Source organism: Humibacter sp., assembly GCF_051954055.1.
GTDB lineage: Bacteria > Actinomycetota > Actinomycetes > Actinomycetales > Microbacteriaceae > Humibacter.
This window is the reverse complement of sequence record NZ_JBQCIE010000052.1, coordinates 13,717-38,516: the sequence shown is the minus strand read 5'-3', so window position 1 is coordinate 38,516 and position 24,800 is coordinate 13,717. Positions and strand designations below refer to the sequence as shown.

Here is a 24,800-nt window from a genome sequence, read left to right as displayed (position 1 = left end):
CGGCACGCGCCGCAGTCCTCCCCGTTCACATCGCAGACTCTGCCGTTATGGGGCCGCGATAACGGCAGACTTTGCGACTTGAACGGGAGGCGGGGGCTGCCGAGGGAGGTGGGGGCGGCCGGCGAGGCGGGGCGGGCGGCCGAGCGAGGTGGGGCGGGCTGCCGAGGGAGGTGGGGCGGGCTGCCGAGGGAGGTGGGGCGGGCGGCCGAGGGAGACAGGGTGCGGCTACCTTTGGTTGAGCGGCCCGGTGAACCGAACGGAAGCGAGACGAGATGGCAACGCGCGCGTGGCGTACCCTGGAGTCCGGCCAGATCTCGAGGCTCGTGGTCGTCGACATCGCGACCGGCGAGCGCCGAACGGTGCACGAGAGCCCCGAAGTCGTCTTCGAGGCACCGAACTGGACGGTCTCGCCGCACTGGGGCGACGACGAGTGGCTCGTCTTCAACCAGGACGGCTTGATCTACCGCATCCCCGTCGCGGGCGGCGACGTCGAACCCGCGCCCACCGGCGACATCGACAGCTCGAACAACGACCACGTCGTCTCGCCCGACGGCCGCTACCTCTACATCTCGGCCGAGGACAAGCACATCCACCAGGTGTCGCTCGCCGACGGCTCCACGCGCCGCGTCACGCACGATCACGACCGGCCGTTCAACCACTACCTGCACGGCATCTCGCCGGACGGCCGCACCCTCTCCTACATCGGACTCGAGCCGCTCGGTCCGAACCCCGGCCCGGGCACCCCGGCGCGTACGAACGTCTTCACGATCGGCATCGACGGGTCGGATGACACGCAGCTCACGCACTCCGACAGTCCGCATGACGGCGCCGAGTTCGACCCGACAGGCGAGTGGATCTACTTCAACTCGGAGCGCGAGTCGAGCCATCCAGGTCACGCTCAGCTCTTCCGCTGCCGGCCGGATGGCTCCGCCGTCGAGCAGCTCACGTTCGACGAACGTGTGAATTGGTTCCCGCACGTGGCGCCCGGCGGCCGCGATCTCGTGTACGTGAGCTACCCACCGGGGGTGGTCGGGCATCCAGCGAACGAGCGGGTCCGCATCCGTCGCATCGACCCCGACGGCGGGGAGCCGGTCGACGTGGTCGACCTCTTCGGCGGTCAGGGCACCATGAACGTGGCGAGCTGGTCGCCCGACGGCAGGCACTTCGCGTACGTGGAATACCCGCTGGGCTGACCTACGCAACGTCGTTGCGCGGTTTCGCTCGCAGACGCAACTCTGAACGCCTACTCGGCAAACTCATCCTCGAACCTCGTCGTTACCCTCGAAGTAGACGCAAGAGAATTCACTATCGAGGAGGTCTCGTCATGTCCATCGTTCTTCCCGCGGGAGCCGACGAGGCCACGGATGTCGCCCGCCTGGCGAACATCGCCGCCGACCCCGCGTGGCTGGCGCTGAAGGAAGCGGCCACGAGCATCCAGGCCGATCAGGTCAAGGATGGCTCGATTCCCGATGCCACCCGGCACGCGGATGCCCGCGCTCACGTCGCCACCATCGTGGACTCGATCCGCGAACTGGCGCCGTTGTTCCCGCACGACGCCGACTACCTCGCCGCCCTGCAGACCGACTTCGAGCACTGGGTCGACGGCGGGTTCGGTGTGCCGGACTTCTACGACTCACTCGTCGCGTTCGAGCCGCAGCAGCACCGGGTGAACGGGCTGCGTCACCTCGTCGTGTTCCCGATGTACACGCAGAACGGCTCGCCCGACCGGCACGTCGAGGCCCTGATCGTCGAGACGATCTGGCCCGAGTTCGTGGCCGAGCTCGAGCGCACCGACTACGGCAACAAGCTTTTCGTCTCGCTGCGGCTGATCGACTTCACGCCGGGCTACGACACCAACTCGGCCGTGCTGTTCCCGGAGACGGTGGCCATGCGCGAGCTGCCGACATTCACCTGGGGCGCGATCTTCCAGGACCGCGAAGCCGCACGCTACCGTGTGGTGGTGCGGGCGGCATCCGACATCACGAAGCTCGATCTGCCCGAGGACGCCGCGCGGCTCCTCGACGACCAGGCACTCATCGAGGAGACGTTCGTGATGTGGGACATCATCCACGACCGCACTCACATGCGCGGCGACCTGCCGTTCGACCCGTTCATGATCAAGCAGCGCATGCCGTACTTCCTGTACTCCCTGGAGGAGCTGCGCTGCGACCTCACCGCGTACCGCGAGGCGTACCGGCTTGAGAAGACGCTCGGTGCGATGCCTGCCGAGGATCTGACGGATGACCAGCGCAGCATCCTCGAGCACGCATCGCTCGTGCGCTACGCGATCCTGTTCGACCGCATCTTCCGCTTTCCGATCACGGGCAGCCGGGTGCGCAACTACGACGGCCTTGGCGGGCAGCTGCTCTTCGCGTGGCTGCACCAGCACCACGTGCTCGACTGGACCGACATGCAGCTCTCCATCGACTGGGATGCCGTCGGCGATGCGGTCGTCTCGCTCAGCGACACCATCAACGAGCTGTACTGGCGCTCGATCGACCGGCCGAAGACGGCGCACTGGCTGGCGGCGTACGAGCTGGTGAGCGGCGTGCTCGCGCCGAACCCGGCATCCGTCTGGGCGAAGGGCCTGCCAGAGGAGGTGCTCGCCGGCGCGCCGAAGGGCTACACGGATGCCGTGCTCGACGACGAGTTCCCGCTCTCGATGTTCTACGAGGCGCTGAACAAGAAGATGGGCGACGCCATCGAGTCGACGAAGGGCATCACCGCGACCTCGCTCGCCTGATCGCTGCGACCCGGGGCCGCTGAACTCCAGCCGCGGCCGTCGACGTAGTGTCGTAGGTATGTTCTAATGTTCCGGTCATCAAGGTTCCGACATCGAGGAGGACACGATGACCATCGTTCCCAGTCCGGCCGAGCAAGCATGGCTCGACCAGGAAGACAAGAACACCGCGGAGATCATTCGTAAGCACGGCGTCTGCATTCAATTCGTCCTAGGCGAGCCCGGCATTCCGTCGCCACCGTTCGCGTACACGGTGGGCCTGTTCGGCATCGGACATCCGGAGCTGCTCGTGATCGGCACCGACCAGGGCACAGCTGGTGCCCTGCTCAACGACATCGCGGACCAGGTGCGCGACGGCCGAGTGTTGGTTCCGGGCGAGTTGCTGACGTTCGAGCAGTGGTCGCACCGGGTGACCGTTGAGGAGGTGCCGAACCCGGGCGAGATCGCGTTCGCTGCGAACCGGTTCTACGAGAAGCCGGACTGGTGCTCCGTTCCGCTGCTCCAACTGACCTACGACGACAAGAGCGGCCGGTTTCCCTGGGAGAGCGGCTACGCGAATCCCGACTGGATCCAGCCAAGGCCGGGCGCGTTCCAGGCGTGAGACCCCGTGTCGCGCGCAGGCGTGAGCGCGCGCCACCTAGCGAGCACGAGATCGGGTAGCCGGCGACTACCGGCTCTCCCAGCGGAACCAGCGGATGCCGATGAACGCGAACACGACGACGTAGCCCCCGCACGCCAGCAGAAGGTACGTGTCCGTGTCGCTCCAGGCCGATCCGCCGAGCACGTCGCCGAACAGCGTCATGAGCGCGCCGACGGGTGTCCATTGTGCGATCGACTTCATCGTGTCCCCGAGCACGCCCGTGCCGCCGAGGAGCCCCACGAGCACGAGCAGGATGAAGAGGATGCGCCCTATCGCGTTGATCGCGCCCGTCGATACCACGAGCCCCACCAGCGCCTGACCGATCGACAGGAACACCGCGGCGCCCACCAGGGCGATCAGCAGAACGAGCACATACTGGCCGAACGTCGGCGTCAGGCCGTGCAGAATCACTCCGACGATCAGCACGATGAGCGACGAGATGAGGTTCGTCGCGAGCTGCACGACGATGCGGCTCGTCATGATGGTCCAGGTCGGCGCGGGCGTGACACGGAGTCTCTGGAGCACGCCGGTCTCGCGGTCGCGGGCGAGCCCGAGGCTGTAGCCGAGCAGGCATGAGGCGAGCAGGCCGAGCGTGATGGCGAGCCCGATCTCGAGGTAAGAACCGCCCAGCTTGGTGGCGGCCTTGTTGAAGCTGGTGACGATGAGGATGGCGACGGGCAGTGCGAGGCTCAGCACCGTCGCGATCCGGCTGCGCGTCAGCACGATGGCGTCGGCACGCAGAAGCGCGCGCACGGCGAGGCCGAGCGGCGGGCGACGGAAGGCGGTGTCAGTCACGGATCTCACTTCCCGTCAGGCCGATGAAAACATCCTCGAGCGTGACCTCGCCGTGTGCGACGGCCTTCACGCGCGCATCGTCACGGTGCTTGGCGATCAGGTCGGCCGGCGTGCCCTCAGTGAGCAGGGAGCCGTGGTCGATGATCGCGACGCGGTCGCACACGGCCTGCGCCTCCTCCATCGAGTGCGTGGTCAGAAGGATGCTGCTGCCCCGCTTTCGCAGTTGCTCGATGCGCGACCAGAGCGCGCGCCGCGACTGCGGGTCGAGGCCGGCGGTGGGCTCGTCCAGCAGCAGGAGAAGCGGATCGTGGATGGTCGCGATGTACAACGCCAGCCGTTGCTGCTGTCCGCCAGAGAGCTGCTTGAACCGCTTGCCGCGCTCCTGGTCGAGGCCGATCTCGTCGAGGCTCTGGCGGATGCGCTCCCGCGTCAGCCGCACACCGTAGAGCCCGCCGTAGAGGTTCGCGATCTGCTCGATGCTGAGCTCGGCCTGGAAACTGGATGTCTGCAGCTGCACCCCAAGACGCGCCTTCGCCTCGGTGGGGTGCTGGCGGGCATCCATTCCGTCGACGGTCACCGTGCCCGATCGCGGATGGACCAGGCCTTCGATCGCTCCGAGCGTGCTCGTCTTGCCCGCGCCGTTAGGGCCGAGCAGCCCGAAGATCTCACCGCGCTCGATCTGCAGGCTCACGCCCGCGACCGCGACCTGTTGCCCGTAGGCGACCGTCAGTTCGCTCACCTGCAAGGCGGGCAACGCTGTTTCGGGCGGCGTCTGCACGGGCGAGGGCTCATTCCCTGTCACAAAAAAACGATATCACTTTGTTGGGCTCATGAGCATCGTTCAGGTCGCAGTTTCTGTCGGAAACACGCCGTCATAGCGACAGAAACTGCGACCTGAACCGGAGCGCTTCGCCCAGCGCGGGCGGTCCGCGTTCAACTCCGCGGCGGCCGGCCGCGCTTCGGCAAGGGAGCGACCTCCTTGGGCAGTCGGCCCGCCTGCTTGAGGGCATCCCGCAGCAGGATCTCGATCTGCGCGTTCACGCTGCGCAGCTCTCCGGATGCCCACCGCGCGATCGCGTCGTGCACGGCCGGATCTAGCCGCAGCAGCACGTTCTTGCGCTCGGCGCTCATCGTGACCGCCCGCGGGTTGTGGTGCCGGCCATCACGAGTACAGCGTTCCCGTGTTGACGATGGGCGCGGCCGGCTGGTCGCTGCACAGCACGACCATGAGGTTGCTGACCATCGCGGCCCTGCGCTCGTCGTCGAGTGTGACGTAGTCGCTCTCGTTGAGGCGGTCGAGGGCCATCTCGACCATGCCGACCGCGCCCTCGACGATGCGCGACCGGGCCTGCACGACCGCCGCGGCCTGCTGACGGCGCAGCATGGCCTGAGCGATCTCCGGTGCGTACGCAAGGTGGCTGATGCGCACCTCGACGATCTCGACCCCGGCGAGCGCGACCCGCATCGTCACCTCGTGCGAGAGCTCGCTCGCGACGACATCCGTGGAGTCACGGAGCGAGATGCGATCCTCGCCGGCCGAATCGTACGGATACGCGTTCGCGGCCTGACGCACCGCGGACTCGGCCTGCACGGCGACGAAGTCGAGGTAGTCATCCACGGCGTAGACGGCCTTGGCCGTATCGGTCACCTGCCAGACGACGATCGCCGCGATCTCGACCGGATTGCCCTCCGCATCGTTCACACGCAGCCGCTTCGTCTCGAAGTTGCGGATGCGCACGCTCATCTTGCGCCGCGTCGTAAACGGCAGCACCCACGAGAGCCCGGAGCGGCGGACGGTCCCGACATAGTGGCCGAACCGCTGGATCACCCGCGTCTCACCGGGCTGCACGATGACCAGGGAGCCGACGACGACAGCGATCGCGAGGATCGGCAGGATGACGAATCGCGCCTGACCCTGCGCGATCACGACGATCGCGACGACGATGAAGATCGCGATGGCCGCAATGCCGTACGTGCCACTGATCACCTGCGCCGGCCGCTCCTCGATGTCGACCCGGGCACCGGAGTAGGCGAACGGCGCCGCGTCGGGCCGCTGCGGAGCTGTGTCCATGCGCCCATCCTAAAGTGATATCGCGATTTCGGGACTTGTCTCTCGCATCCACGAAGATGGAAGCACCATGACACTTCGACTGCACGACCCCGACTCCCGCGCGTTCGCCTCCGACAACTACGCGGGGGCGCATCAGGAGATCATCGACGCCATCGTCGCCGCTAACAGCGGCCACCAGATCTCCTACGGAGAGGATGCCTACACCGAGCGCCTGCACGAGGTCTTCGCGCAGCACTTCGGGGAGGGCGTCGAGGTGTATCCGGTGTTCAACGGCACCGGGGCGAACGTGACCGCGCTGCAGTCGATGCTGCCGCGCTGGGGAGCGGTGGTGGCATCCGCCACGGCGCACATCAACACCGACGAGAACGGCGCACCCGAGCGGGTCGGTGGCCTGAAGCTGCTCACCGTCGATACGCCGGACGGCAAGCTCACGCCCGACCTGGTCGACAAACAGGCGTGGGGCTGGGGCGACGAGCACCGGGCGCAACCGCTGGCCGTCTCGATCACGCAGACCACCGAGCTCGGCACCTGCTACACGGTCGACGAGGTGCGCGCCATCGCCGAGCACGCGCACTCGCTCGGGATGCGCGTGCACATGGACGGCGCCCGCGTCGCCAACGCCGCCGCGCATCTGGATGTCCCGCTGCGCGCCTTCACGACGGATGCCGGCGTCGACGTGCTCAGCTTCGGCGGTACGAAGAATGGCTTGCTGTTCGGCGAGGCGGTCGTCGTTCTGAACCCGGATGCCTCCGAAGGCATGACGTACCTGCGCAAGCTGGACATGCAGCTGGCCTCGAAGATGCGGTTCATCTCTGCGCAGCTCATCGCCCTGCTGACCGACGAGCTGTGGCTGCGCAGCGCACGTCACTCGAACGCAATGGCCACCCGGCTGCGGACAGAGCTGGAGGATGCCGTGGCCTCCGGCCGCGCCCCCGGCCTGGGCTTCACCCAGGCGACGGAGTCGAACGGTGTGTTCGCGACGCTGCCGAAGGATGCCGCCGAGCGCGTTCGCCAGCAGTACCGGTTCTACGATTGGGCCCCCACCGCCGGAGGCTCGGAGCAGCGCGACAGCGATGCTTCGAGGGGCGGTAGGGAGGACGCGGCGCGCGGCGAGGTGCGCTGGATGTGCTCGTGGGACACCACAGAAGACGACATCGACGGCTTCGTCGCCGCGATCGTGGAGGCACTGGCGCGCGCATAACCCGTCGGTCCGCTGGTGTCTCGCCGAGCCACCCCCGTATCTGCGCAGGTTGGATGCGGGTTCGGCGACACACCGGCGGACCGACGAGGAGCATGGGGAACCTGCGAAGGCTGACAGGTTCGCGGTAGAAGCCTGGCATGAACCTGAGTCAGGTCATAGCATCCGGTTCTTGTGACGCCCGCGATGACGCGGGCGCACGCGACCCGAAGGCGATCCATGTCCACGACCGAGACCACCACCCGCCGCACCGGACTCGAGGTGCGTTCCATCGACTACGTTCCGCTGGCGGAGCGGCACGGAAAGGTCTCGCACATCGGACCGCTTTGGTTCATGTGCAACGCCCAGATCGCCACGCTCGCCACCGGCCTGATCAGCATCACGTCGGGTGGCAACCTCATCTGGTCGTTCATCGCGATCGCCGTCGGCATCTGCATCGGCACGTTCTTCATGGCAGCGCACTCGTCGCAGGGTCCGCAGCTGGGGCTCCCGCAGATGATCCAGTCCCGACCGCAGTTCGGCTACGTGGGAGCCCTGCTCGTGTGGCTGTTCGCCTATATCCAGTACGCGGGCTTCAACATCTTCAACTCGGTGCTGGGCGGCGAGGCGATCGGCGGCGCGATCAGCTCTTCTCAGGCATCCAACCCGCTCTGGATCTGGGTGGTCACCATCGTCGCCGTCGTGATCGCGCTGGTCGGATACGACTTCATCCACTCGTTCGAGCGCTACCTCACCTACCTCACGATCGTGGTGCTGGCGCTCGTGTCGATCTCGGCGATCATCCATCTGCACATTCCGGCGTCGGAGTTCAACCTCGGCGCCTTCAACCCGGTGGCGTTCTTCGGGCAGCTCGGCGTCGCCGCCGGCTACCAGATCTCGTGGGCCATCTACGTCTCGGACTACTCGCGCTACCTGCCGGCGAACACGAAGACGAGCAGCACGTTCAACGTCACGTTCTGGGGCAGCGCGCTCGGTGGCATGTGGATGATGTTCCTCGGCTCCTACATCGCCGTCTCCGCCAAGGACATCGGCTCGAACACGGTGGTCGACCTCAAGAAGGTGGCGGATGCCCTGTTCCCCGGCTTCGGAGTCATCGCGCTGATCGTGTTCGGCCTGGGGCTCATCTCGGTGACGGCGCTCAACATGTACGGCGGGTCGCTCACGCTCATCTCCTCGATCGACAGCTTCGTGAAGGTGAAGCCGACGCTCGCGATCCGGATGATCACACTCGGCATCACCGCGGCGCTCTCGCTCGGATTCGCGCTGTTCGCGACATCCGACTTCCTGGGGAACTTCAACGACTTCCTGCTGCTGATCCTGTACCTGTTCATCCCGTGGACGGCCGTGAACCTCACGGACTTCTTCATCGTGCGGCGCGGGCACTACGCGATCGCCGAGATCTTCAAGCCGAACGGCATCTACAAACGCTGGGGCTGGGCGGGGATCGGCGCGTACGTGCTCGGGTTCGTCGCGATGATCCCGTTCTTCAACGTGGCGAACGTGTACACCGGGCCGGTCTCGCACGCGCTCGGCGGCGTGGACATCTCACTGTTCATCGGCCTTCCGGTCGCCGCGATCGCGTACTGGCTCTTCACGCTTCGGGTCGATGTGGCGGGCGAGCGCGAGCTGGCGCGCCAGCAGGCGATCGAGATCGAGGAGGCCGCGGCGGTCCACGAGCTGCCGTAGCGTGCCCACCGACCTCGCTCGTCCGGCATTCCGGACGGCGGCGACGGATGCGCGGTGGCGCAGCATGCACACTGGCGGTATGTCCGTGTACGTGTCGGCGCTCGACCTGTTCTCGATCGGAATCGGGCCGTCCAGTTCGCACACCGTGGGCCCGATGCGCGCAGCAGGACGGTTCGTGGCGGAGCTCGCCGAGGCGGGCATCCTTCCGCACGTGACGCGTGTCGAGTGCACGCTCTACGGGTCGCTGGCGGCGACCGGCGTCGGGCACGGAACGCCGGATGCCGTCGTGGCCGGCCTCGCGGGCGAGCGTTCCGAGACGTGCGATCCGGCTGCGGTGCACGGCGCGTGGGCCCGAGCGTCGGAGCGCGGCGTGCTCACGCTCGGCACGGGGGACGGGCACGCGCACGAGGTGCCGTTCCAGGCATCCGATCTCACGTTCGAGCCGCGCACGCGGATGCCCGAGCATCCGAACGCGCTCACCCTGCGTGCGCATGCGGCCGGGTCTCGGGCACCGGTCGTTGAGCGCACGTTCTTCTCGATCGGCGGCGGGTTCATCGCCGAGCGCGGCGTCGAATCGGAACCCGAAGGGACCGGCCAGTCAACGCAGTGGCCGTTCTCGACGGCGGCCGAGCTGCTCGCACTGTGCGCAGAGCACGGGCTCGGCGTGTGCGACGTGGCGTACCGCATCGAGCTGGAACGCCGCGGCGAGGCTCAGCTGCTGGCTGGACTGGACGCGATCCGATACGCGATGCACGATTGCGTCGAGCGCGGACTGCACTCCGACGGAGAACTGCCCGGCGGTCTGCACGTGCCTCGCCGGGCCGAGGCGATGCGGGAGCAGCTGGAGACTATGCCGCCCGACGCACCGGACTTCGCGGCGGAATGGATGCGCGCCTTCGCCCTCGCCGTGAACGAGGAGAACGCGGCGGGCGGTCGCGTCGTCACCGCGCCGACGAACGGCGCGGCAGGCATCGTGCCCGCGGTGCTCGAGTACCACCTGCGCTTCAACCCGCGCGCGACGGATGCCGACGCCCAGCGCTACCTCCTGACCGCCGCCGCGATCGGTTCGATCCTGAAGGCGAACGCATCCATCTCCGGAGCAGAGGGCGGATGCCAGGCGGAGGTGGGATCCGCCTGCGCGATGGCCGCTGCCGGGCTCTGCGCCGTGCTCGGCGGGACGCCCGATCAGGTGGAGAATGCGGCGGAGATCGCGGTCGAGCACCACCTCGGGCTCACGTGCGACCCGGTGGGCGGGCTCGTGCAGATCCCGTGCATCGAGCGCAATGCGATCGCGGCATCCACCGCGGTGTCGGCGGCACGCCTCGCCCTGCACGGCGACGGCCGGCACGTGGTGCCGCTCGACGTCGCCGTGGAGACCATGCGCCAGACCGGCGCCGACATGAGCGACCGTTACAAGGAGACCAGCGCCGCGGGCCTCGCGGTCAACGTCATCGAGTGCTGAGGCGCAGCGGCCGGGACGCGCAGGCGCGCTGAACTGCCGCACGGCACTCGCGCGCTGAGCCGACGCACGGCGCTCGCGGGCTGGGCGGGCGCGAGGCAGTCGCTCGTGCAGGTCGACAGGACAATCGGCTGAGAGCAGGCCAATTCGGCATGCTCTCGTCGGGAGAGCGCGATCTGTCCTGTTGGCGACGTGCCGAGCGCGCTCACCGCGCTCACCGGCAACTGTCAAACAACTGTTTGACAGTTGCGGCGCGGCGCGGCAGACTCATCTCTCGTGAGCGAGACCGACGACGAGCGCGCGATAGCCGCGCAGCGACTGGAACAGCTGCGTGCCACCGCGCATCCACTGCGCTTGCGGATGCTGTCGCTGCTGACCGGCGCCTCGATGAGCGCCGCCGAGATCGCTCGCGAACTCGGCGTGACGCAGGCGAACGCAAGCTACCACCTGCGGCTGCTGGAGCGAGCCGGCCTGGTCCGCATGGTCGAGGAGGTCAAGCTGCGCGGCGGGGTCGCACGACGCTTCCGGCACGAGGGGTCGTCCGAGCCGTTCGCCGTCGCCGAGTCCACGACCACCGACGAATTCGCGGATGCCCACGCCCACTTCACCGCGCTCCTCGCCAACGCGATGCGCGAGCGCGGCACCCGGCGAGTGCCCGGCCCCTCGGTGAACACCGACGCGGAGCTCTGGGTCGCGCCGGAGGTGTGGCGCAAGATCGTCGAGCAGGTGGGTGAGGCATCCGCTCTGCTGCACGCGTCCGCCATGCCTCCGCGCACCGAAGGAACCGTGCCGGTCTCGATGACCACCGCACTGTTCCGTGTCACTGCGGCCGAAGGGACGGCGGTCGGCGCCGATGGTGGCGCGGCCGACACCACGGGGAGCGACCGATGATGACGAGAACGCGGATGCCCCGAACCAGTCCCTTCCGGCACCGTCCTTTTCGCTACCTGTTCGCGGCGCGGTTCATCAATGTGCTGGGCAACGGCGTCGCCCCGATCGCCCTGGCGTTCGCAGTGCTCGACCTCGGCGGATCCGCCGCTCAGCTCGGAATCGTGGTCGCCGCACGATCCATCGCCAACGTCGCCGTGCTGCTGGTCGGCGGCGTGATCGCGGACCGCCTGCCACGCAATCTCGTGCTGCTCGGCACGTCAGTGCTCGCCGCGCTCACTCAGGGAGCGGTCGCGTGGCTCGTGTTGAGCGGGTCGGCATCCATCCTCGTGCTGGCATGCCTCGGCGTGGTCAACGGCGCGGCTGCGGCCGTGGCGCTGCCCGCGTCGTCAGCACTCATTCCGCAGACCGTGCCGGAAGACGCTCTGCGGCCGGCGAACGCCCTCCTGAGGCTCGGGCTGAACGGCGGAACGGTGCTCGGCGCCGTGAGTGGTGCAGGCCTCGTCGCGCTGATCGGACCCGGCTGGGGCCTCGCCCTCGACGCGTTCAGCTTCGCGCTGGCCGGACCGCTCTTCCTCCTCGTGCGAGGCAGACCGACCGCAAAGCGCACCGAATCCACGAGCCCGTTGCACGACCTGCGGGTCGGCTGGCGGGAGTTCACCGGGCGGCCCTGGGTGTGGGTCGTGGTGCTGCAGTTCGCTCTGGTCAACGCCGCTTTCACGGGCGCGATCGCGGTGCTCGGACCCGTGGTGGCGGATGCCTCGTTCGGCCGCGCGAGCTGGGGTCTCGTCACGGCGGCGGAGACGGTCGGGCTCGTGGCCGGCGGTTTCGTCGCCCTCCGCTGGCAACCCCGTCGCGCGCTGCTCGTCGGGGTGCTCCTTACCGCAGTGTGTGCGCTTCCCGTCGCGCTGCTCGCCGCTGCGCCGGCCGTGCCCCTGCTCGCCGCTGCGTTCTTCGCCGGCGGTGTCGCGATCGAGCAGTTCGGCGTGGCCTGGGACCAGTCGCTGCAGACGCGCATACCACCGGACCGGCTGGCGCGCGTCTACTCGTACGACGCCGTCGGATCGTTCGCCGCGATCCCGCTCGGCGAGTTGCTCGTTGGACCGCTTGCCGACCAGGTCGGAGTGCAGACCGTGCTGCTTTCAGCGGCGGCGACCATCGCGTGCGCGTGCGCGGCGGCGGCACTGACACCGGCGGTGCAGCGACTGACGACGGATCGCGGTGCGCAGGAGAGTGCGGCGCCGGCCGAGACCGTCGACGGCGTGCGGGCCGACGCTGAGACGATCGGCGGAGTGCAGGCCGAGAGCTGAACCCTCAGCGGATGCCCGAAGTCGCGAGCCCGAGCATCCGCTTCAGGCCGGCATCCGTGTCGCCGCGTCGCTGCGACGCCCAGGCCACCGAGGAGACGAGCGCGAACAGGTCTCGGGGTTCGACGTCGTCGCGGATCGCGCCGGCCTTCTTCGCCCGGGCGACGAGCACGCTCGTGGTGTCCGTCAGCGGTCGGCACGAGTTGCGCAACGGGGAGTCGTCGGTGCGGAAGGACTCCGCGATCGACTCGGGAAGGTTGTCGTAGGTGCGCAGGTGGTTCGCGAGGGCGAGCATCCATTCGTCGAGGGCCGCGCCCGGGTCATCGGATGTCTTCAACCGCTTGGCCAGCGCGTCGAGCTTCTCGAGGCTGCCGCCGAGCGCAGCCGCGATGAGCCCGTCACGGCTGGGGAAATGCCGGTACAGCGTTCCGGGGCCGACGCCCGCACGGCACGCGATGTCGTCGAGCGAGGTGAGCACGCCGCGCTCGGCGAAGGCGTCGCTGGCCACCTCCACGATGCGGTCGTAGTTGCGCTGCGCATCGGCCCTCAACGGCCGCGACGCTGCGGCAGTGGCGGTGCCCATCTGTCGTGCTCCTGACGTTCTCGTTCTGGGTCGGATCGCGGTGAGCGACCCGCCTCTCGCGCTGTTCGCCGACGACGAACAGCAGTTCATTGACAAAGCGGAGACAGTCTCCGTATCGTGAAGATCACTAACAGGAGAGTTCCTCCGGATATCCACGATACCTCGCCGCCCGCGGGTTTGGGCCTACGGCTCGACCAATGGGAATTGCGACATCACACCCAACGACAGAACAGAGGACGCGCCAGACATGGCCGACACTGCACTCGTTCCACCCACCGACGGCATCCGGTTGCCCGAACGCACGGCATCCGTTTCCACCACCTCCAACACCGCATCCGCAACGGATGCCCGCACCACCCGATTCCGCACGCTCGGCCTCGTCGTCGTGTTCGTGACGCAGCTCATGCTCGTTGTGGACGCGAGCATCGTGAACGTGGCGCTGCCCGACATCCAGAAGGCGCTCGGCTTCACGCCCGTCGGCCTGTCCTGGGTCGTCACGGCCTACGCGCTCGCGTTCGCCGGCCTGATGCTGCTCAGCGGCAAGGTCGGATCGATGATCGGCGCGAAGCGCGCGCTCATCATCGGAACACTCGTCTTCATCATCGCCTCGGCTGCGGGTGGCCTCGCGCCGACCGCCGAGATCCTTGTCGCCGCTCGCGTGGTGCAGGGCATCGGTGCAGCCATCGCGGCACCCAGCACGCTCGTGCTGATCATGGCCAGCACCACACCGGGCAAGCAGCGCAACCGCGCGCTGTCGCTCTTCGTGCTCGCCTCCGGCAGCGGCGGCGCCATCGGGCTGATCCTCGGCGGCGTGCTTACCACCGGCTTCGGCTGGGAGTGGGTGATGTTCGTCAACGTGCCCGTGGGCATCCTCATCGTCGTCGGCGCACTGCTGTTCCTGCGCGAGACGGATCGCGAGCGCGCCCGGCTCGACGTGGGCGGAGCTGTCGCCTCGACGGTCGGCATGGTGGCCCTGATCTATGGCTTCACGACCGCGGCGAGCGCGGGTTGGACCGACCCGGTCGCGCTCATTGCGTTCGGCGTCGCCCTGGTATCGCTGCTCGCGCTGCTGCTGATCGAGCGCAGACACCACAGCCCCGTCGTTCCGCTGCAGCTGTTCCGCGGACCGCGCAACGTGGCCCCGCTCGTGGCGATGCTGCTCGTGCCGGCCGGCATGTTCGCGTTCTTCTACTTCATCACGCTGTTCACGCAGCAGGTGCTGCGCTTCAGCCCGCTCGCGACCGGCCTCTCACTGCTGCCGTTCGTCGTGACGCTCGTCACGGTGAGCCAGGTGGTTCCGCGCTTCCTGCCGCGGGTCGGCGAGTGGATCGTCGGCGCCATTGGGCTCGGGATGCTCGCGGCCGGCCTGCTCTGGCTGAGCACGCTTGACTCCCACGACTCGTTCCTCACGGGCATCCTCGGTCCGATCCTGGTGATGGGCGTCGGCGCAGGCATGACGTTCGCGCCGATCACGGCGGTCGTGATGGACCGGGCGCCGCAGGAGCACGTGAGCGCGGCATCCAGTGTGCTGCAGGCGATGCAGCAGCTCGGCGGGTCCATCGGCGTCGCAGCCCTCACCACCGTTTTCGTTTCGGTCACGGCGATGAGCGGCGAGGCCGGGGGCGTGGCCGCGGCCGTGCTCGGCGGCGCGGTGTTCGTGCTCATCGCGTTCGTGCTCTTCGCCCTCTGGGGCAGCAGAGTGCGGCAGGAGGCGTCGGACGAGGATGCCCCGGCGGTGGCCTCGCACTGACGACCGAGCTGAGCGCCTGCCGTGCTCGCTCGCGCTGCCGAGGCGATGGAGTCAGTCGAGCGCGCAGCGCGAGCACTGAGCTCGACTCATCCGGCCCGCCCGTCCGGATCCGCTACAGAGATCGGCATCCGCTACACGAAATTGCTGTAGCGGATGCCGATCTCTGTAGCGCGTGCCGATCTCTGTCGCGGATGCCGATCTTTGTAGCGACTGCCGAGGGGCGCGCGCGAGGAGCGCGGGGGAGTCGCACGTGGGCGACGCGGGCGCGGGGCGCACGCGGGCTGTGTGACGGTCGGTTACCTCGAGCCGGGAATACCTCCGGGGAACATGTGTTTGCATAGACCGTGGGCAGCGTCGCCGCGTTCCCTTTCCGTCCAGAGGCCGAGCGCGAGCGGCATGCGCGGCTCGGGCGGCCTCACCGTTCCTCGAGGAGACTCGTGTCCCTGACGCTCGCATCCGACCGCATCGCCGAGACCAGCACCCCCATCCACCCCGTGCTCACCGAGCGCTTCAGCCCTCGAGCGTTCGACGCCAGCGAGCCGATCGACGAGACCAAGCTGACCGCCGCCCTCGAGGCCGCCCGCTGGTCTCCCTCGGCGGCCAACACGCAGCCGTGGCGATTCATCGTGGCCCGTCGAGGCACACCCGCATTCGAAGCCATCATCGCCAACCTGATGGGCTTCAACCAGTTCTGGGCGGTCAACGCGGGAGCGCTCGTCGTCGGACTGGCCGCTCGCGCGGCGGAAGACGGTCAGCCGCTCCGCTGGGCTCAGTATGACCTCGGGCAGGCGCTGGCGCACTTCAGCGTGCAGGCGCACTCCGACGGCCTGCACGTGCACCAGATGGGCGGATTCGACGCCGACGGCCTTCGTGCGGCCTTCGCCGTCGACGACCGCTTCGACCTCGTCAGCGTGACGGCCGTCGGGGTTCTGGGCGACGTCGACGACCTTCCGGAGAACACCCGCGAGCGTGAGCGCGCACCCCGTACGCGGCTGCCCCTCGAGGACCTGCTGCTCGTCAACGCGTAGTCGCTGTCGACTCCAGGAGCTGCTGCTCCAGCGTCTCGGCCAGCCATGATGCGAACCGCTCCGGCGACCATCCGCATCCCGCCGTCGCGTTGAGGTACGTGTCGAGCCCGGTGAGCATCCATGCCCGATCCACCGCGTCGGCCTCGGTCAGGTCGCGCTTGAGCGCGCCCGTCGCGCCGATGCGGCCGATCAGCTCGGTGAGAGCCTCGCGGCGACGACTGTTGCCCTCGCGCGCCATGTCCTCCATCTCCGCGGTCACCTCGCGGGCCGCCATCAGCTGAGCCTTGCTGGCGACGAAGAACGCCCTCGTCCACTCGGCGAAGGCGCGCAGGATGCGCCGCGGGTCGCGCTCGGTGTCGAGTCGCGCGCGCCACTGTGCAGCGTCGGCGGACTCCTCCATCAGCTCGACCATCCCGGCCGCGAGCTTCGCCTTCGAGCCGAACACCGCGTAGACGGTCTGCGTGGAGACGCCGGCACGCGCGGCAACGGCGGAGATGGTCGTCGCGGCGAATCCCGCGGATTCGAAGAGCTCCCGCGCCGCCGTCAGGATGTCTGTTCGCGTCTGGGCCGCCTGCGCCTCGCGCCGCGATGAGCGGTAGCGTCGCGGCGAAGACGCGGGTGCGGCCATGAGTCCTCTTTCGCTCCAGATACTTGACTGAACTATATTCGTTAGAGTTTACTCTAGTCAATTGTGACTCGAGGAGGCTCAGGATGGTCGAAGTCTCGCAACCCGTCCACGTCGAGGGGCGTGAAATCGGAGCACTGATCGGCGGTGCCTTCGGAATGGTGTTCGTCGCCGTGAACTCGACGGCGATCGCCGTGTTCGCGCACGTCGCCGCACTGGTCGTTGCCGGATGTCTGCTCGCCGCGATCCTGCTGCTGAGCCTGCGCAACCTCCTGCGGTGGCGGGCGGCGTCCGAGGATGCCACCGCGGATGCAACCAGGCAGCACGGCAACCCCTTCGGCTGGCAGTACTGGACGATCGTGGGCATCGAAGCCATCGCGCTCTTCGGCGGTGCGCGCGTGACCACCGCGCTCGGGCATCCAGAGCTCGGCGTCGCGTGGGTGGCCGTCGTCGTGGGCACCCACTTCTTCGCGCTCGCACGCATCTTCCGCCTGACGCGGTTCCACGTGCTCGGCGCGATCGTGACCGCGCTCGGTGCCCTCGGGTTCCTGCTCGGAGCACTCGGCGAGGTCGACGCGATCGCCCTGGTCAGCGGCGTGCTCAGCGGATTCGCCTTGCTCGCGTTCGGCCTCGCCGCGCTCCTGCCACCTCACCCCCGAAAGGTGCAGCGCGCCGCCGGATGACGCTGACCCCCGGGCTCAGGCGATGCCGCCGCCGTCCACCACGAGGGCGGAGCCCGTGACATAGCTCGAATCATCGCTGGCGAGCCACACCACAGCCGCCGCGATCTCCTCGGGTTGCCCCATGCGTCCGAGAGGACGATCGGCCGACTCGGCGAGGAACGCATCGGTCTCCTGACCGAGCTGCCTGGCCTCGTCGCGGAGCATGCCGGTGTTCACGTCTCCCGGGTTGACCGAATTGACGCGGATGCCCTGCGGGCCGTGATCGATGGCGAGCGCGCGTGTCATATTGACGACGGCGCCCTTCGATGCGCAATACGAGATCGCGTGCCCGCCGCCCTTCAGCCCCCAGCCCGAACCGGTGTTGATGATCGAGCCGCCTCCGTTCGCCGCCATGATCGGCACGACGTGCTTGCACATCAGGAAGATGGCGCGAACGTTGACTCCGAACACATGGTCCCATTCCTCCACGGTGGTTTCCACGGCGGTGGTGCGACGGATGATGCCGGCGTTGTTGAAGACGACCTCCACGCCCCCGAGTTGCTCGACGACCGTCGCGACGACGCGTTCGATCTCGGGTTCGCTCGAGACGTCCGCACCGATGGCGATCGCGTGACCGCCCGCAGCACGGATGCCCGCAGCGACGCTCTCGGCGGCATCCTGGTTCAGATCGACGACGGCGACGGCTGCGCCTTCGGCGGCAAGCGCCTTAGCGCTCGCCGAGCCGATTCCTCCCGCACCGCCGGTGACGATGGCCCTCTTGTTCTGAAGCCTCATGAGCGTTCTCCTTCGTGATGGTCCGCACCATCCTCGGGCGCGGAGACTGGATAAATGGCGACGGTCGACACGCCCGTGACGACGCGGACATAACCTGCCAGGCGGGCATCGGTGGCGGGATCGCCCGTGTCGACGATCAGCGGCCGCCCGCCCAGGTCGATGAGCTTCTGCTCGGTCGCCACCACGATCAGCGGGTCGTCCTCGAGGAGTCCGAGCACTCGTGCCGAGAGCTGCTGGTTGCCCCGACCGAGCAGGAATCCCTGCCCGCCGATCACGGTGATCACGGCACGTGCGCGCTTCCCGGCGAGCAGCTCGAGAAGCTGCTCCTCGGAGGCATCCGCGAGCACCAGCCGGCCGTCGGCCACGACGTCGACTCCGAGCGGAGTGTTCGGTACACCGACTTCCGCCGCGACGTTGCCGACCGTGCTGCCGGGTCCCAGCAGGTAGTGCACGCCGGGCTCCATGGCGGACAGCACCCCGAGTGCGGCGGAACGAACGGCGTACGCCTCCGAGTGAGGCGACGGAGCCTTGCGTGCCTGGGTACGCCCGGGCTCGTGCGGGATTCGCACCGTGCCGAAGAGACGAGGCTCCACCCGGACACGACGCAGTTGTTCTTCGTCGACGTCGAGAACCTCGCGCTCCACGACCTCGACGTGACCCCCGCCGACCCAGTGCGCGGCCAGCGCGCCCGCCGCAGACGGGCTGACGGCGAAGCACGACGAGTACATCTTGACTCCCGCCGGGATGCCGAGCACCGCCACCTCCGGCGTCGTCTGCGGGTCTCCGCTCGGGCTGATCCCGAGCGCACCGCATACGTCTCTGGCCGTTCCGTCCCCGCCCGCGAAGAGCACGAGATCCGCACCACCTTCCGTCGCCGCCCTGACTGCTTCCGCCGTGTCCGCTCCGGTGGTGCGGGCGGAAGACGGTGCGTAGACGACGCGCGGCGTCAGTCCGACCGCCCGGACGGCATCCTCACCCATGGCACCGGCCGCGGTGAGGACGACCGCTTGCGGAGTGGATGCTGCGAGCACGCCAAGCGCCGCGGCTGCACGCTCGAGCGCTCGCGGTCGTGCTCCTCGCGCGAGCGCGTCACGTTGCACGAGCACCCCGTCGCTCCCCTTCAGCCCGGCCGGCCCACCTATGCCGGCCATGGGATTGACGACGAGTGCGATCGTGCGTTGCATGTGCTCGAGTCCTACGCTCCGGCGGCGACGTGTGCGACAGCGAATTCGCCCGACTCGGCCACCGTCACCGAATGCTCCGCCGCACCGGGCCGTGCCGCGACCTCGGGGTACTTGCGCAGGTACGCCCGCCACGTGATCGCCCACTTCTCGGGATCGTCGAGGCTGTCGTGGTGCGTGTGATGCACGGTCTGGCGGTGCGGTGCCGTGCGAACGACCTCTGGCGTCTCGCGTGCCTCACGTGCCACCTCTCCGAGCGCGGCGACGTACTCGTCGATCTCCGCCTTCGAGTAGCACTCGGTGGGCTCCAGCGTGAACGGCTGCGGAACGACGTAGGGGTGATGGCTCGTCCAGTAGTGAAAACCGAAGTCGGCCATGCGGATGCCGATCTGCTCGCTGGTGATCCCCGTCGCCTCGAACAACTCCTGCCACGAGTAGCGCACCTGCTCGATGCGGCGACGGCCTGTCGCGTACGGGGCGGATGCGCCGGGGATGCTCGTCACCCTGTGCATCAGATAGTTGTTGTTCAGCACGGCGATCTGCGACGCCTCCAGCAGCCCGTCGCCACCCAGCGCCATGATCCAGGCATAGGCGCGCACGACGTGCAGAATGACGCCGAAGGCCGGAGCGACGTGCCCGATCGAGAGGTCGGCTCCGTCGCGCACGACGAACTCGTCACCGATGCGTTCCACGCGCGGGCCAGGCAGGAACGGGGCGAGCGCCGCACTGACCGCGTTGGCTGCGGCTCCGGGCCCACCGCAGCCGTGCGGGGCGGAGAAGGTCTTGTGCAGGTTGAACTGGCAAACATCGAATCCGGCGTCGCGAGCACGCGTGATCCCGAGGATTCCCGCGGCATTCGCCTGGTCGTACGAAGCCAGCGCACCCACGGAGTGGGCAGCATCCACCCACTCCTTGATGGCCGGGTTGTAGATGCCCGTGTCCTCGGGATTGGTCACCATGATGGCGGCGGTGCGCTCCGACAGGGCGGCCTTCATGGCTGCCAGATCGGGATAGCCGTCGGAGTCCGGATAGATCGTGATCACCTTGTAGCCGGCGACCTTCGCAGCAGCCGCGTTGGACGGATGACTGAAGATCGTCGTGATCACCTCGTCGCGCTGATCCGCCTCCCCGCGGGACGCGTGATAGGCGCGGATCATGGCGATGTTGGTCCAGATGCCCGCAGAACCGCCGGGGGACGCGAGCGAGACGGCATCCATTCCCGAGATCTCGGCCATCAGCCGTTCGAGCCGCCAGATCAGCTCCAGAGCGCCCTGCGTGTCCGCCGGATTCTGCGCCGGGTGCAGGGCACGCAGCTGCGGTACCTCGATGAGCTGATCGTTGATCTTCGGCGAGTACTTGATCGTGCAGGTGCCCTGCCCGATGTCGACGTTGAGGTCGGAACCGAGGTTCTCCTGCGAGAGGCGCAGGTAGTGCTTGAGCACGCGCATCTGCGAGATCTCGGGCAGACGCGGGCGCTCCGCGCGGCGCAGCTCAGCGGGCAGCTCACCCATGACATCGCCGACGGTGTCGCGCACGACCTGCTCGACGGGCGTGACCGCGATGCCGCGTTCCCCCGGCGTGCTCAGTTCGAAGACGATCGGCTCGTCCCAACGTGCCTGATGGAAACGGCGCGGACTGGTCTTCGGTGCGACGGGAAGGCTCATGCGTCCTGCTCCTTCGGAGAGTCGATGGCCGCCTCGATCGCGGCGGCGAGTCGGTCGATGTCGGCGGCGCTCGTGACATCGGTGACGCACACCAGCAGGGTGCGCTCGCCGACCACGACACCGGGCTCGATGCCGTCGGCGCGCAGTGCATCGACGATGTCGGCGGCCGTCGAGGTCTGGAACGACACCGTGAATTCGCGCAGATGGATGGCGTCGTCACCGAGGCTCACGCCGGCGATCGCCGACAGTCTCCGCTGCGCATACCTGGTGCGCGCCAGAAGGAGTTCGCCCAGTTCCGCCATGCCGTCCGGTCCCATCAGCGACAGATAGACGCCTGCGGCGATCCCCCAGAGGGCTGCTGCGGTACCGACCCACTCCTTGCCTTCCTCGCGCAGAGCGAACGAGGTGCGCTCGTAGGCGACGTCGCCGAAGCCGTATTCACCGGGGACGTCCGTGGACTCGAGGCCGAACAGGCGTGAGGGCATCTCCATGACGAAGCGGGGGTCGTCGTGCACGGCGATGAACCCGGCGTGCGCTCCGCCGAACCACTGGTGCAGACCGAGCGACTGGATGTCTCCGGTGACGATGTCCGCGCCCTGAAGGGCGGGCGGGGTCAGCACGCCGTAACCGACCGGGTCCGTTCCGACCACGACGACCGCACCCACGGCGTGCGCGGCTTCCGCCATCCGGCGTATCTGCGTCTCGATCGCCCCGGTGAAGCTCGGCGTCTCGATCCACACGGCTGCCACGTCGTCCGCGAGACGCGCGCGCAGCTCGTCGACATCGGCGGTTCCGTCGACGGGCGCGACCGGTTCGAGATCGAGCTGCGAGCGCGTGTAGTCGAGGACCTTCGATGCCTTCTCCGGATGCACGTCGCTGGCCACCAACACTCGGCGGCGGCCCGTGATCCGGCCCGCCATCGCGAGACCCGTGGCCGTCGCCTGGTAACCGTCGTAGGTCGGAACGTTGACGACATCCATCGCCAGCAGCTCGGCCATGAGCGACTGATACTCGAACAGGGCCTGGAAGCGGCCGTGATCCTCGTACGGCTCTCCGGCATAGGCGGTCAGGAACTCGCTACGGCGGATCACCTCGTCGACGACGGCCGGAACGTAGTGGTTGTAGGTGCCTGCACCGAGGAAACTGAGCCGCTCATCGGTCGTGCGGTTCTTCGCGAGGATCCCGCGCACGTGCCGCGCGAGGTCCTGTTCAGCCGCGAGCGGGTTTGGCAGGTTCAGCGGGCGACCGAGCCGGAGGGATTCCGGCACGTCGGCGTAGAAGTCCTCGACGGATGCCGCCCCGACGGCGGCGAGCATGGCCGCCTTGACCTCTGGCGCGCTGTTCGGAATATACGGATGCGCGGCCTTGCCGGGCGTCCTGGTCGTATCGGTGGGGCTCATCGCCTCGCCTCCTGATCGGGCTCCGTGTGTGCGGAACTGGTGGACAACGGTGTGCGGATGCCTCGCGCAAGGGCGACGTCGACGGGCGCGGTCAGCACCGCGGCTCCAAAGCCGGGCAGGTCGAGCACCCCATCCCGGATCGACGTTCCGGTGAGCAGATCGACCGCGTCGACCTGCGCCGCGAGGGTCGTGGGACTGCTCCCGTGGTTGAGGACGAAGACGAAGTCGGCGTCGCCGTCGGAGCGGGTGACGACCTCGACGCTCTCGGGTAGTTCGCGACGGTTTTTCAGTCCAGCTTCGTCCGCGGCCGTTCCCAGGACGGACTTCAGTGCAACGGGGTCGATGCAGGCGCTGATGTACCACGCGCGCCCCTCGCCGTGCCGCCGGCGCGTGACGGCTGCGCGACCCTCCAGGACTCCGTCGAGATACTCGGCAACCGGTTCGACATCGTCGGCGACCTCGAGCCACTCGCTCCACACCGTCGCCGACGCCGGCCCTCCCTCCACGGCGAGCGCGATCCGGTCGTCATCGGAAATCGGCCACCACTCGTCGACCTCGACGCCGAGCAGCTCGCGCAGGAGCCCAGGAGCCCCGCCGTCGTGCACCTTCTCGGTGGCGTCGACCACACCACTGAACGGGCCGACGACGACCACACCTCCCGAGGAGGCGAAGGCTGCGAGCGCCTCGGCCTGCTCCGGCGTGGTCAGGTACAGATTGGGCACGACGATCATCCGGTAACCATCGAACGGGCCGGATGCCTGCACGACGTCGACCGTGTGGCCGAGCTCGTAGAGGGCCGCGTGCCAGGTTCGTGCCTGCCTCGCCCAATCCAGTCGAAGCGAAGGCAGCGAATCGGGAGCGGACAGCCCCCACCAGGAATCCCAGTCGACGACGAGTGCGACCTCGGCTCGCACCCGGCTTCCCTTCACGGGCGCCAGTCGCTGCAGCTCGGCGCCGAGAGACGATGCCTCCTGGAACGTGCGGCTGCGCTCGCCCCGGTGGCCCACCATGGCGGAGTGGAATTTCTCGGGGCCGAACCTGGCCTGCCGCCACTGGAAGACCATCGCACCGTCGGAGCCGTGCGCGATCGCCTGAAGGCTTCCGAGCCTCATCTGCCCTGGCGCCTTGGGGAGGTTGACGTCGCGCCAGCTGACCGCACTGGGTGCTTGCTCCAGCAGCAGCCACGGCGCACCGCCCTTGAGCGAGCGCATCAGACCGTAGTTGAGGGCAGCTCCGATGTGCGAACGCCGGTCGGCGGGGTCCGGGTAGGCGTCGTCCGTGACGAGATCCTCCGCAGCGGCGAAGTCCCAGTAGTCGAGTTCGCGGAACATGCTCATGAAGTTGGTCGTGACCGGAAGGTCAGGGGTTACCTCATGCAGAACGTCGACCTCGACCTTGAACAGCTCGAGCAGCGCGTCCGAGGAGAAACGTTCGAAGTCCAGCTGTTGCGCCGGATTGATGGGGCCCATCGAGGTGCGGGGCGGTTCGATGTGCCCCCAGTCGATGTAGTTCTGGCCCCAGCAACTCGTGCCCCAGGCATCGTTGAGCACATCGATCGAGCCGTAGCGGTCCTGCAGCCAGCGGCGGAAGTGCGCGGCCGACACGGGGCACCAGCAGCGGGCGACGTGGTCTCCGTACTCGTTGGAGACATGCCAGAGCCGAACAGCCGGATGCGTTCCGTAGCGCTCCGCCATCACCCGCGCGAGTCCCGCGACGTGTTCCCGGAACACGGGCGAGCTCGGGCAGTAGGCCTGCCGCGATCCGAACTCCAAGCGCACTCCGTCGGCGTTCCAGGGCAGCATCTCGGGATGCTCGCGCACGAGCCAGGCGGGCGGAGTCGCCGTAGCCGTGGCGAGGTCGACCGCGATGCCGGCTTCCCAGAGCATGTCGATGATCCGGTCGAGCCAATCGAAGTCGTACTGGCCGGGACGCGGCTCCAGTCGGGGCCAGGAGAACACCGGCAAGGTCACGAAGTTCACCCCGGCGGCACTCATGAGGCGAATGTCTTCGGACCAGACTTCTTCCGGCCATTGGTCAGGGTTGTAGTCGCCTCCGTAGGCCAGGCCCTTGAGTCGGAGCGTGCGTCCACCCATCATGCGTCCTCCTCGTCGCCTGTTCACCGGCGGTCGTCTCATGTCGACACCCCAGTGATGCAACATCGGGTGGTGCCTGTATTCTGTATACAGATACACTAGAGCCGCCGTTGATACGGGTCAAGTTCAGGGCCGGGGCAAGGAAAGCCACAACCTAGACTGAGCTTGGCCGGGCGGCAGCGGGCGGCCTCACTCCGCGAGCGGTGGAGGGAGGCCCAAGACGACCGTGAGATAC

At 68.1% G+C, this 24,800-nt stretch carries 22 protein-coding genes; 11 read left to right on the top strand and 11 right to left on the bottom strand.

Features of this window, described 5'->3' with window-relative positions:
* The first annotated feature begins 272 nt into the window (after positions 1-272).
* The 3 genes from ACTHNC_RS06575 (at position 273) to ACTHNC_RS06565 (ending at position 3,341) form a co-directional block, all read left to right on the top strand.
* The gene (locus ACTHNC_RS06575) at positions 273-1,193 is read left to right on the top strand and encodes a TolB family protein (protein WP_440293795.1); all 921 of its coding nucleotides are present in this window, start codon (positions 273-275) and stop codon (positions 1,191-1,193) included.
* 131 nt (positions 1,194-1,324) lie between these two features.
* The gene (locus ACTHNC_RS06570; RefSeq protein WP_440293794.1) at positions 1,325-2,743 is read left to right on the top strand and encodes a DUF6421 family protein; all 1,419 of its coding nucleotides are present in this window, start codon (positions 1,325-1,327) and stop codon (positions 2,741-2,743) included.
* 106 nt (positions 2,744-2,849) lie between these two features.
* Entirely contained in the window at positions 2,850-3,341 is a 492-nt protein-coding gene (locus tag ACTHNC_RS06565) for a DUF4262 domain-containing protein (RefSeq protein WP_440293793.1), read from the top strand.
* A 66-nt stretch (positions 3,342-3,407) separates the two neighbouring features.
* Here the strand turns inward: ACTHNC_RS06565 and ACTHNC_RS06560 are convergent, their stop codons facing one another.
* The 4 genes from ACTHNC_RS06560 to ACTHNC_RS06545 all read right to left on the bottom strand — a co-directional run bounded on the left by ACTHNC_RS06560 (position 3,408) and on the right by ACTHNC_RS06545 (position 6,246).
* Positions 3,408-4,175, bottom strand: a complete 768-nt coding sequence (locus tag ACTHNC_RS06560) for an ABC transporter permease (protein ID WP_440293792.1) — start codon at positions 4,173-4,175, stop codon at positions 3,408-3,410.
* On the bottom strand, positions 4,168-4,977 hold the full coding sequence (locus ACTHNC_RS06555; protein ID WP_440293791.1) for an ABC transporter ATP-binding protein: 810 nt from the start codon (positions 4,975-4,977) through the stop codon (positions 4,168-4,170). Before ACTHNC_RS06555 ends, ACTHNC_RS06560 begins: the two co-directional genes overlap by 8 nt.
* Positions 4,978-5,108: 131 nt before the next feature.
* Positions 5,109-5,306 (bottom strand): hypothetical protein, encoded by a 198-nt coding sequence (locus ACTHNC_RS06550; RefSeq protein ID WP_440293790.1) that lies wholly within the window; start codon positions 5,304-5,306, stop codon positions 5,109-5,111.
* 31 nt (positions 5,307-5,337) lie between these two features.
* Positions 5,338-6,246: an SPFH domain-containing protein gene (locus ACTHNC_RS06545; protein WP_440293789.1), complete on the bottom strand. Its 909-nt coding sequence runs from the start codon at positions 6,244-6,246 to the stop codon at positions 5,338-5,340.
* Positions 6,247-6,313: 67 nt separating this feature from the next.
* Here ACTHNC_RS06545 and ACTHNC_RS06540 point away from each other — a divergent pair, with 67 nt between their 5' ends.
* The 5 genes from ACTHNC_RS06540 (at position 6,314) to ACTHNC_RS06520 (ending at position 12,787) form a co-directional block, all read left to right on the top strand.
* Positions 6,314-7,447 (top strand): threonine aldolase family protein, encoded by a 1,134-nt coding sequence (locus tag ACTHNC_RS06540; RefSeq protein ID WP_440293788.1) that lies wholly within the window; start codon positions 6,314-6,316, stop codon positions 7,445-7,447.
* 216 nt (positions 7,448-7,663) lie between these two features.
* Positions 7,664-9,130 (top strand): purine-cytosine permease family protein, encoded by a 1,467-nt coding sequence (locus ACTHNC_RS06535; protein ID WP_440293787.1) that lies wholly within the window; start codon positions 7,664-7,666, stop codon positions 9,128-9,130.
* Positions 9,131-9,209: 79 nt separating this feature from the next.
* Entirely contained in the window at positions 9,210-10,592 is a 1,383-nt protein-coding gene (locus ACTHNC_RS06530; protein WP_440293786.1) for an L-serine ammonia-lyase, read from the top strand.
* A gap of 273 nt (positions 10,593-10,865) precedes the next feature.
* On the top strand, positions 10,866-11,480 hold the full coding sequence (locus ACTHNC_RS06525) for an ArsR/SmtB family transcription factor (RefSeq protein ID WP_440293785.1): 615 nt from the start codon (positions 10,866-10,868) through the stop codon (positions 11,478-11,480).
* Between the two features lie 14 nt (positions 11,481-11,494).
* Positions 11,495-12,787, top strand: a complete 1,293-nt coding sequence (locus ACTHNC_RS06520) for an MFS transporter (RefSeq protein WP_440293784.1) — start codon at positions 11,495-11,497, stop codon at positions 12,785-12,787.
* A 4-nt stretch (positions 12,788-12,791) separates the two neighbouring features.
* On the opposite strand, the gene ACTHNC_RS06515 is transcribed toward ACTHNC_RS06520, so the two are convergent.
* Positions 12,792-13,367 (bottom strand): TetR/AcrR family transcriptional regulator, encoded by a 576-nt coding sequence (locus ACTHNC_RS06515; RefSeq protein ID WP_440293783.1) that lies wholly within the window; start codon positions 13,365-13,367, stop codon positions 12,792-12,794.
* Between the two features lie 247 nt (positions 13,368-13,614).
* On the opposite strand from ACTHNC_RS06515, the gene ACTHNC_RS06510 reads away from it, so the two are divergent.
* Complete coding sequence (locus ACTHNC_RS06510) at positions 13,615-15,117, top strand: MFS transporter (protein ID WP_440293782.1); 1,503 nt, start codon at positions 13,615-13,617, stop codon at positions 15,115-15,117.
* 437 nt (positions 15,118-15,554) lie between these two features.
* Positions 15,555-16,145: a nitroreductase family protein gene (locus tag ACTHNC_RS06505; protein WP_440293781.1), complete on the top strand. Its 591-nt coding sequence runs from the start codon at positions 15,555-15,557 to the stop codon at positions 16,143-16,145.
* Here the strand turns inward: ACTHNC_RS06505 and ACTHNC_RS06500 are convergent.
* Complete coding sequence (locus tag ACTHNC_RS06500) at positions 16,135-16,773, bottom strand: TetR/AcrR family transcriptional regulator (protein ID WP_440293780.1); 639 nt, start codon at positions 16,771-16,773, stop codon at positions 16,135-16,137. The genes ACTHNC_RS06505 and ACTHNC_RS06500 overlap by 11 nt on opposite strands.
* 83 nt (positions 16,774-16,856) lie before the next feature.
* On the opposite strand from ACTHNC_RS06500, the gene ACTHNC_RS06495 reads away from it, so the two are divergent.
* Positions 16,857-17,453 carry a hypothetical protein gene (locus tag ACTHNC_RS06495; protein ID WP_440293779.1) on the top strand — a complete coding sequence of 199 codons (597 nt, stop codon included), beginning with the start codon at positions 16,857-16,859 and terminating at the stop codon, positions 17,451-17,453.
* A 15-nt stretch (positions 17,454-17,468) separates the two neighbouring features.
* On the opposite strand, the gene ACTHNC_RS06490 is transcribed toward ACTHNC_RS06495, so the two are convergent.
* From ACTHNC_RS06490 to ACTHNC_RS06470, 5 genes are read right to left on the bottom strand one after another with little or no spacing between them, the layout of a single operon-like run.
* Complete coding sequence (locus ACTHNC_RS06490; RefSeq protein ID WP_440293778.1) at positions 17,469-18,227, bottom strand: SDR family NAD(P)-dependent oxidoreductase; 759 nt, start codon at positions 18,225-18,227, stop codon at positions 17,469-17,471.
* A complete protein-coding gene (locus ACTHNC_RS06485) occupies positions 18,224-19,411 on the bottom strand; it encodes an ATP-NAD kinase family protein (protein WP_440293777.1) in 1,188 nt (395 codons plus the stop codon). The genes ACTHNC_RS06490 and ACTHNC_RS06485 overlap by 4 nt, the downstream gene beginning before the upstream one ends.
* A gap of 11 nt (positions 19,412-19,422) precedes the next feature.
* Entirely contained in the window at positions 19,423-21,072 is a 1,650-nt protein-coding gene (gcvPB, locus tag ACTHNC_RS06480) for an aminomethyl-transferring glycine dehydrogenase subunit GcvPB (RefSeq protein ID WP_440293776.1), read from the bottom strand.
* The gene (gene gcvPA / locus ACTHNC_RS06475; RefSeq protein WP_440293775.1) at positions 21,069-22,472 is read right to left on the bottom strand and encodes an aminomethyl-transferring glycine dehydrogenase subunit GcvPA; all 1,404 of its coding nucleotides are present in this window, start codon (positions 22,470-22,472) and stop codon (positions 21,069-21,071) included. Before gcvPA ends, gcvPB begins: the two co-directional genes overlap by 4 nt.
* Positions 22,469-24,565 (bottom strand): beta-galactosidase, encoded by a 2,097-nt coding sequence (locus ACTHNC_RS06470; protein WP_440293774.1) that lies wholly within the window; start codon positions 24,563-24,565, stop codon positions 22,469-22,471. Before ACTHNC_RS06470 ends, gcvPA begins: the two co-directional genes overlap by 4 nt.
* Positions 24,566-24,800 lie beyond the last annotated feature (235 nt).

Coding starts and splice junctions, on each gene's coding strand:
- ACTHNC_RS06520 (WP_440293784.1), top strand. CDS start 11,495: ATGCCCCGAACCAGTCCCTTCCGGCACCGTCCTTTTCGCTACCTGTTC.
- ACTHNC_RS06575 (WP_440293795.1), top strand. CDS start 273: ATGGCAACGCGCGCGTGGCGTACCCTGGAGTCCGGCCAGATCTCGAGG.
- ACTHNC_RS06530 (WP_440293786.1), top strand. CDS start 9,210: ATGTCCGTGTACGTGTCGGCGCTCGACCTGTTCTCGATCGGAATCGGG.
- ACTHNC_RS06540 (WP_440293788.1), top strand. CDS start 6,314: ATGACACTTCGACTGCACGACCCCGACTCCCGCGCGTTCGCCTCCGAC.
- ACTHNC_RS06515 (WP_440293783.1), bottom strand. CDS start 13,367: ATGGGCACCGCCACTGCCGCAGCGTCGCGGCCGTTGAGGGCCGATGCG.
- ACTHNC_RS06565 (WP_440293793.1), top strand. CDS start 2,850: ATGACCATCGTTCCCAGTCCGGCCGAGCAAGCATGGCTCGACCAGGAA.
- gcvPA (WP_440293775.1), bottom strand. CDS start 22,472: ATGAGCCCCACCGATACGACCAGGACGCCCGGCAAGGCCGCGCATCCG.
- gcvPB (WP_440293776.1), bottom strand. CDS start 21,072: ATGAGCCTTCCCGTCGCACCGAAGACCAGTCCGCGCCGTTTCCATCAG.
- ACTHNC_RS06535 (WP_440293787.1), top strand. CDS start 7,664: ATGTCCACGACCGAGACCACCACCCGCCGCACCGGACTCGAGGTGCGT.
- ACTHNC_RS06490 (WP_440293778.1), bottom strand. CDS start 18,227: ATGAGGCTTCAGAACAAGAGGGCCATCGTCACCGGCGGTGCGGGAGGA.
- ACTHNC_RS06570 (WP_440293794.1), top strand. CDS start 1,325: ATGTCCATCGTTCTTCCCGCGGGAGCCGACGAGGCCACGGATGTCGCC.
- ACTHNC_RS06485 (WP_440293777.1), bottom strand. CDS start 19,411: ATGCAACGCACGATCGCACTCGTCGTCAATCCCATGGCCGGCATAGGT.
- ACTHNC_RS06495 (WP_440293779.1), top strand. CDS start 16,857: ATGGTCGAAGTCTCGCAACCCGTCCACGTCGAGGGGCGTGAAATCGGA.
- ACTHNC_RS06510 (WP_440293782.1), top strand. CDS start 13,615: ATGGCCGACACTGCACTCGTTCCACCCACCGACGGCATCCGGTTGCCC.
- ACTHNC_RS06470 (WP_440293774.1), bottom strand. CDS start 24,565: ATGGGTGGACGCACGCTCCGACTCAAGGGCCTGGCCTACGGAGGCGAC.
- ACTHNC_RS06500 (WP_440293780.1), bottom strand. CDS start 16,773: ATGGCCGCACCCGCGTCTTCGCCGCGACGCTACCGCTCATCGCGGCGC.
- ACTHNC_RS06545 (WP_440293789.1), bottom strand. CDS start 6,246: ATGGACACAGCTCCGCAGCGGCCCGACGCGGCGCCGTTCGCCTACTCC.
- ACTHNC_RS06550 (WP_440293790.1), bottom strand. CDS start 5,306: ATGAGCGCCGAGCGCAAGAACGTGCTGCTGCGGCTAGATCCGGCCGTG.